We start from the raw sequence: 6,292 nt of genomic DNA, 5'->3' as shown, positions 1-6,292 counted from the left end.
TGCGCTTCTCCCAACGATGGCGGCGGACGCTGTGCTCTGCACCGATGGCCACGCCACCTACGAGGCGATCGCAAAGACCACCCGCATCACGCACTTCGCGCTGAACGGCGGGAAGCGGTCTCGCCGTATGCCGAAGACCCATCACATCAACACCGTGAACGCCCTGATCAGCCGCTACCGGGACTTCATCCGCCCATTCTGCGGCCCGGCTTCGCGCAACCTCAGGGCCTATGGCCGGTGGCACGCTGCCCGTGAGAATGGCGACCGCGATTACCTTTCCATCTTCAAGGCATTCCTCGATACGCCGCGGCCTGCCAACACGCTATGCTGACATCGCCTGCCGGAGGGCCCTGTGAACCGCGACGGCATCACCCGACGCGCCGAGTGCATCCGGTAGCCAAGGCAGGTGTGATTGCCCAGGTCGGCTGGGTTTTCAGGCGTTCCCGCGCGGGCAAGGTAATCTGGCGCGCCGACCACCACCGGACGGGTCTCATGCGTGCGACGTCGGGCGATGATGTCCTAGTCCAGCCCATCGCCGAGGCGGATGCCGCCGTCGAACCGACCCGGCACCAAGTGACGTGACCCCTTGTTTCTCCTCCATGGGCTGCCGGAATCCAGACCAAAGTGAAGGGACTGGATATGAAGCGAAGCAGGTTCAGCGAAGAGCAGATCATCGATATCTTGCGAGAGAAAGATGCCGGGGCGACCGTCGCGGATCTTTGCCGCAGGCACGGGATGTCGTCGGCGACGTTTTACGCCTGGAAGGCGAAGTATGGTGGCATGGACGTGTCTGACGCGCGCCGCCTGAAGGCTCTGGAAGACGAGAACGCAAGACTGAAGTGGCTTTATGCGGATGCGATGCTCGACAATGCAAGGCTGAAGGATCAGCTGTCAAAAAAGTGGTGACGCCCGCCGCCAAGCGGAACGCGGTCGCACATCTGAGGACGAGCCTCGACGTGAGCGAACGGCGGGCGTGCGCCATGATCGCCGTGGATCGGAGCTCGATCCGCTATCGCGCCAGAAGTCCCGATGACGCGGAGCTGCGGGAGCTGGCCGATCAAAGGCGACGGTTTGGATCCCGTCCCCTGCACGTCCTTCTGCGCCAGGAAGGCCATACCGTGAACCGCAAGAAGACCCAGCGGCTCTATCGCGAGGAAGGGCTCACGGTTCGCCGCCGTGCTGCCGATCGCAACGCACCGGTTCTGCTGGTCGTCCGGGGCGATGGTGATAAGGCTCGGGCTCCGACCGGTCCGGACGCGCTTGGCGGATGGGTCGGCCGCCGATCGTCACGACCCTTTGCCTGCGTGCTGGGCGGGGGGATTGTATCATCTTGAAAGGATAGGCGAATGCGATCTCTGGTCCTGGAACGCCAACACGAATTGTCGCTGCGCGATGTCCCGCAGGTCGACCGCGAGGAAGAAACGCTCGGCCCGCGCGATGTCCGCATCAAGCTGCACACCGTGGGGATCTGCGGCTCGGATGTGCATTACTACACGCACGGGCGCATCGGGCCGTTCGTGGTGCGCGACCCGATGATCCTAGGTCACGAGGCCAGCGGCACCGTGATCGAGACGGGGGCAGAGGTTACCCGGCTTGCCGTCGGCGATCGCGTCTGCATGGAGCCGGGGATTCCCGATCCCAATTCAAGGGCCTCGCGGCTGGGTCTCTACAACGTCGATCCAGCGGTTCGGTTCTGGGCGACACCGCCGGTGCATGGCATCCTGCGCCCGACCTGCGTGCACCCCGAGGCGTTCACCTTCAAACTGCCCGACAACGTCTCCTTCGCCGAGGCGGCGATGGCGGAGCCGCTGGCGGTGGGGGTCCATGCCGCCACCAAGGCGCGGGTCAAGCCTGGGGACGTGGGCGTGGTCCTCGGCGCGGGGCCGATTGGGCTGGTCACTGCGCTGGCGGCTCTGGCGGCCGGCTGCGCGCGGCTCTACGTGACCGATCTGTCGGACACCAAGCTGGAGATCGCCGCGGGCCTAAGCCCGGCCGTCGTGCCCGTCCGGGCCGGCGGCGGGGAGCCGGCCGCCACGGTCCTGTCCGACACCGACGGCTGGGGTGCCGACGTGGTCTGGGAGGCGACCGGATCGCCCAAGGCCGCCGCAGGCGTGTTCGAGCCGCTCGCCCCGGGCGGTTGCGTCACCCTGATCGGTGGTCAGTCGGACGCGATCCCCTACGACGCGGGGGCGGCGATGGTGCGCGAGGCGCGGGTCGAGAACATCTTCCGCTATGCCCACGTCTTCCCGCGCTGCCTGGCGATGCTGGGATCGGGCACGATCGACGTGCGACCGCTGATCACCCGGACCTACGCCTTCGAGGACGGCGTTGCCGCCTTCGAGCGCGCCGCGGAGGCGCCACCCGAAGAGGTCAAGATGCAGATCGAACTGCCGCAATGAGGCAGCCCGCGCGCCGCAAGCCCGACCGCGCGATACAGCCATGGCGGGCCAGGGTTGAGTGCACTGTCAGGACAAGTCGGTGTCCGGCGGTGCCGCCATCGCACTGAAGAGGCCGGGCGGCCTGCAAGACAAGTTCCGCTGGCGGGCCACACCCCGATGCCCGCCAGCGAGGGATCCCGCGACTGCGTGCTTTGTCGCGGGACCGCCGAAGCGTGCAGGTCAGGAGTCGATCTGGTCGATCATCCTTTCCAGCCGCTCCATCGCACGCACGCCGTCCTCGATGTCCGGGACGGCGCGGGTGTCGCCGCGCAGGACGGCCGCCACGTCGGACAGGAGCGCGGCATAGCCCTTGTGATCCTCGTTCGCCGCGGCGGTGAAGTTCGGCCGCCACGAGAGCGTGTCGCAGGCCGGGTCCAGCCGCGCGCCGGGATCGTCCGCCTTGAACGGTGGATCGCGGTAAAGCGCGACGTCGATGATGTTGTCCACGTGCAGCCGGGCGTGGTCGCCCATGATGCGGATCTCCTCCATCGGCGTGCCGCGCGACTGGACGGTGCCCATGACCACGTTGCCGATCACGCCGCCCGCGGTGGTGAAGTTGACGTGCAGCAGCAGCTTGCCCGGCGCGGGGGATGCGCTGCGGACCTGCATGTCGCCGAAATCCTCGCCGGCAAACCACGGGATCAGGTCCATGTAGTGGACGCAGTGGTGTAGGTAGAAGCCGGTATAGTCGGGCTCGCCCTCGAAATAGGTGGGCGCGGTCATGTAGGCGCCGGTGATCCCCAGCACGTCGCCGAAATCTCCGTCGCGGAGCGTGTTCATGGCGATGCGGTTGCCGGTGGAATAACGCTTCATGAAGCCGACCATGACCGGCTTGCCGGCGCGGCGGGCGGCTTCTGCGACCTCGCGGGCACCTGCCGCGTCGGCGGCGGGGGGCTTTTCCATGAAGACCGGCAGTCCGGCCTCGAGCGCGGCGATGGCTGCGGCGCGGTGCAGGTCGGGGCCGACGGCCATGCCCACGGCGTCGATGCCGCCCGCCGCGATCATCTCGCGGAAATCGTCGTAAGAGGCGGTCACGCCGTATTCCTCGGCCGTGCGCGACAGCGCCGCGCCGTCGCGGTCGCACAGGGCCGCGACGCGGATGTCGTTACGCCCGAGCTGGGGCAGCAGCATCTGGCGCGCGTGCCGGCCGCAGCCGATCCATCCCATCCGGATCATTGGTCCACCTCCGCCAGTGCCAGCGCGTTGCGCACCACCCCGAGGCCCGCGCGCAGCTTGGCGCTCTCGTCCTCGTGGGGCGCGCGCCAATGCGCGATGGGCAGGGCCACGCGATCGTCGTCGCGGCGGAACGGCTCGAGCGAGATCGGCCCGGCGTAGTTCGCGTGCGCGAGTGCCCGCATGACGGCGGGCCAGTCGATATGGCCGGTGCCGGGATGGCCGCGATGGTTCTCGTTGGCCTGGAAATGCGCGATGCGCGGGCCGGCCATGCGGATCGCGTCGGGGATGGAGCGCTCCTCCATGTTCATGTGAAAGGTGTCGAGCATCAGCTTGAACGCCGGGTTGTCGACCGCATCCACGACCTCGCAGGCCTGCCGCGTGGTCGACAGGATGTCGGTCTCGAACCGGTTAAGCGCCTCGACCGCCAGGGTGATGCCCGCCGCCTCGGCGTGCGGGGCGACCGCCTGGAAGCCCTCCACCGTGCGCGCGGCCCGCGCCGCGATGTCGGCGTCGCTGCGCGGCACGGGCGGGCGCCCGGCGAACACCATGGGCTCGCCGTAGAGCGGCCCGCCGACGACGGTCGCGCCCATCTCGGCGGCGACGTCAACGGCCTGGCGCAGGTAGTCAATCCCGCCCTGCCGGGCGTCCGCGTCGTCGGAGGCGATGGAGCGCTGCGGGTTCACCCGCGCCGCGAGCACGGTGAAGATGCCCGCGTCCTCGGCCGCGTGGCGCACGTCGGCCGGGCTCAGGTCGTCATCGGGTTCGGGCACGAGCAGTTCGACGAAGTCGAAGCCCAGCTCGCGCGCCTTGCCGAAATAGGGCAGGTCGGCGCGCGTGAAGGGGCGCGCGAACTGCATGGAAATGATGCCGATCGGATTCTGCACGACAGGTCCTCTTGGTTTGGTCAGCCCTTCACCGCGCCCTGTGTCAGGCCGGAGATCAGGCGTTTCTGGACGAGAAGGAACAGCACGGTCGCGGGCAGGGCGCCGACGATGCCGCCGGCGGTCAGCAGACCCCACTGCACCTCGTATTCACCGATGAGCGTCTGCACGGCGACGGTGATCGGGCGCACCTCGCGGCCGCCCAGCGTCAGGGCGTAGAGGTACTCGTTCCACGACGTGATGAAGATGTAGATCCCGGTGGCGATGATCCCCGGCAGGCAGAGCGGCAGCACCACGCGGCGCAGCGCCTGCAGACGGGTGCAGCCGTCCGTCATCGCCGCCTCGTCGAGCGAGCGCGGGATGCCGTTGATGTAGCTGACCATCATCCAGATCGAGAATGGGATCGCGATGGTGGAGTTGGCGATGATCAACGCGATGTGGGTGTCGAGCAGCCCCAGCACCCGCATCAGCACGAAGAGCGGCAGGATCAGCAGCACCAGCGGAAACATGTTGATGAGCAGGAATTGCAGCATCAGAACCCGCTTGAACTTAAATTCAAAGCGCGAGAACGAGTAGGCCGCGGTCACGCTCAGCGACAGACCCACGATCACGGTTCCGCCCGCGACGATGAAGCTGTCGAGGAGGTTGTCGGCAAAGCCCACCGTGCGGAACAGCCGGGTGTAGTTTTCGAGCGTTGCGTTCAGCAGCGACGGCCCCTCGGTGAAGAGCGTGGATTCATCGCTGATCGAGGTCAGGAACATCCACAGGTAGGGGCCGAGCGTGAAGGCGAGGATCGCCACCATCGGCAGATCAACCGTCAGTATGCGCCGCATCGTCGAAGGTTTGTGAAGCGCCATCAGGACACCGCCTTTCCGGTCCGCCGCAGGTAGAAGACGACCACCACCATCAGGAGCATCGTGAACAGCACCGCGATGGCCGAGCCGTAGCCGAAATCGAGGTTCGTCCGCGCCTTGATGAAGGCATAGAGCGGCAGGGTGTGGGTGGCGTAGCCTGGCCCGCCGCCGGTCATCACGAAGATCACGTCGAAGCTGTTGGCGACCCAGATCAGGCGCAGCAGCACGGCGGTCATCATCACGCCGGCGATGCCCGGCAGGGTGATGTGCCAGAACTGCCGCCACGCGCTCGCGCCGTCGATGGCAGCAGCCTCGTAATAGCTTTGCGGGATCGCCTGGAGGCCGGCGAGGATCATCACCGCGAAGAACGGGAAGCCCTGCCAGGTCAGCGTCAGGATGATCGAGGCCAGCGCATAGTCGGGATCGGCCAGCCACGGGATCGACTGCTGGATCAGGCCCATGCGCAGCAGGAATTCGTTCGCGACGCCGTAATTGCTGTCGTAGATCCACACCCACATCAGCGCGATCACCACCGACGGCAGGGCCCACGGGATGATGATGAGCGCGCGCGCCAGCGGACGCCACGGGAACTGCTGATTGAGCAGGAGCGCCGTCACCAGCCCCAGCAGGAGCTGCGCGGGGATCGTCGTGCCCATCCAGATGATCGTGTTGCGCAGCGAGATCCAGAAGACCTCGTCCGAGAGAGCGGTGCGGAAATTCTCGAGCCCGACCCAGTCGAAGTCGTTGGGTCGGAAGAGCACGTAGTCGTGCAGACTCATCCAGGCGGTCTGCACCATCGGGAAGAACACGATGGCCAGCGTCACCAGCACGGCGGGCGAGAGCATCGCGTAAGGCAGAACGCGGCGGCCCAGCGTGGCGCGGCGGCTCTGGCGATCGTGTCGGGATGTATCGGTCGCGGTCGCGTCCGTCATGGCACGAAGCT

General features: G+C 67.1%; 5 protein-coding genes and 2 pseudogenes. 3 read left to right on the top strand and 4 right to left on the bottom strand.

Annotation, left to right across the window (positions count from 1 at the left end):
* From F3H57_RS22195 to F3H57_RS10350, 3 genes and pseudogenes are all read left to right on the top strand, one after another.
* Positions 1-331 (top strand): annotated as a pseudogene (locus F3H57_RS22195) (hypothetical protein); the annotation flags it as partial.
* A gap of 308 nt (positions 332-639) precedes the next feature.
* A pseudogene (locus F3H57_RS22525) lies at positions 640-1,196 on the top strand (transposase); the annotation flags it as partial.
* A gap of 150 nt (positions 1,197-1,346) precedes the next feature.
* Positions 1,347-2,399 (top strand): NAD(P)-dependent alcohol dehydrogenase, encoded by a 1,053-nt coding sequence (locus F3H57_RS10350; RefSeq protein ID WP_149755822.1) that lies wholly within the window; start codon positions 1,347-1,349, stop codon positions 2,397-2,399.
* A 219-nt stretch (positions 2,400-2,618) separates the two neighbouring features.
* Here F3H57_RS10350 and F3H57_RS10345 read toward each other — a convergent pair whose 3' ends face one another.
* The 4 genes from F3H57_RS10345 to F3H57_RS10330 are packed head-to-tail and all read right to left on the bottom strand — an operon-like array spanning position 2,619 to position 6,281.
* Complete coding sequence (locus F3H57_RS10345; protein WP_149755821.1) at positions 2,619-3,614, bottom strand: Gfo/Idh/MocA family protein; 996 nt, start codon at positions 3,612-3,614, stop codon at positions 2,619-2,621.
* Positions 3,611-4,498, bottom strand: coding sequence for a sugar phosphate isomerase/epimerase family protein (locus F3H57_RS10340; protein ID WP_149755820.1), 888 nt, complete (start codon positions 4,496-4,498; stop codon positions 3,611-3,613). The genes F3H57_RS10345 and F3H57_RS10340 overlap by 4 nt, the downstream gene beginning before the upstream one ends.
* A 20-nt stretch (positions 4,499-4,518) precedes the next feature.
* The gene (locus F3H57_RS10335; protein WP_149755819.1) at positions 4,519-5,352 is read right to left on the bottom strand and encodes a carbohydrate ABC transporter permease; all 834 of its coding nucleotides are present in this window, start codon (positions 5,350-5,352) and stop codon (positions 4,519-4,521) included.
* Positions 5,352-6,281: a carbohydrate ABC transporter permease gene (locus F3H57_RS10330; RefSeq protein ID WP_149755818.1), complete on the bottom strand. Its 930-nt coding sequence runs from the start codon at positions 6,279-6,281 to the stop codon at positions 5,352-5,354. Before F3H57_RS10330 ends, F3H57_RS10335 begins: the two co-directional genes overlap by 1 nt.
* Between the last annotated feature and the right edge of the window lie 11 nt (positions 6,282-6,292).

The sequence above is a fragment of the Roseivivax sediminis genome (genome assembly GCF_900112685.1).
GTDB lineage: Bacteria > Pseudomonadota > Alphaproteobacteria > Rhodobacterales > Rhodobacteraceae > Roseivivax > Roseivivax sediminis.
Note: the sequence above shows the minus strand (reverse complement) of the source record. Positions and strands in the feature narration are given on the sequence as shown.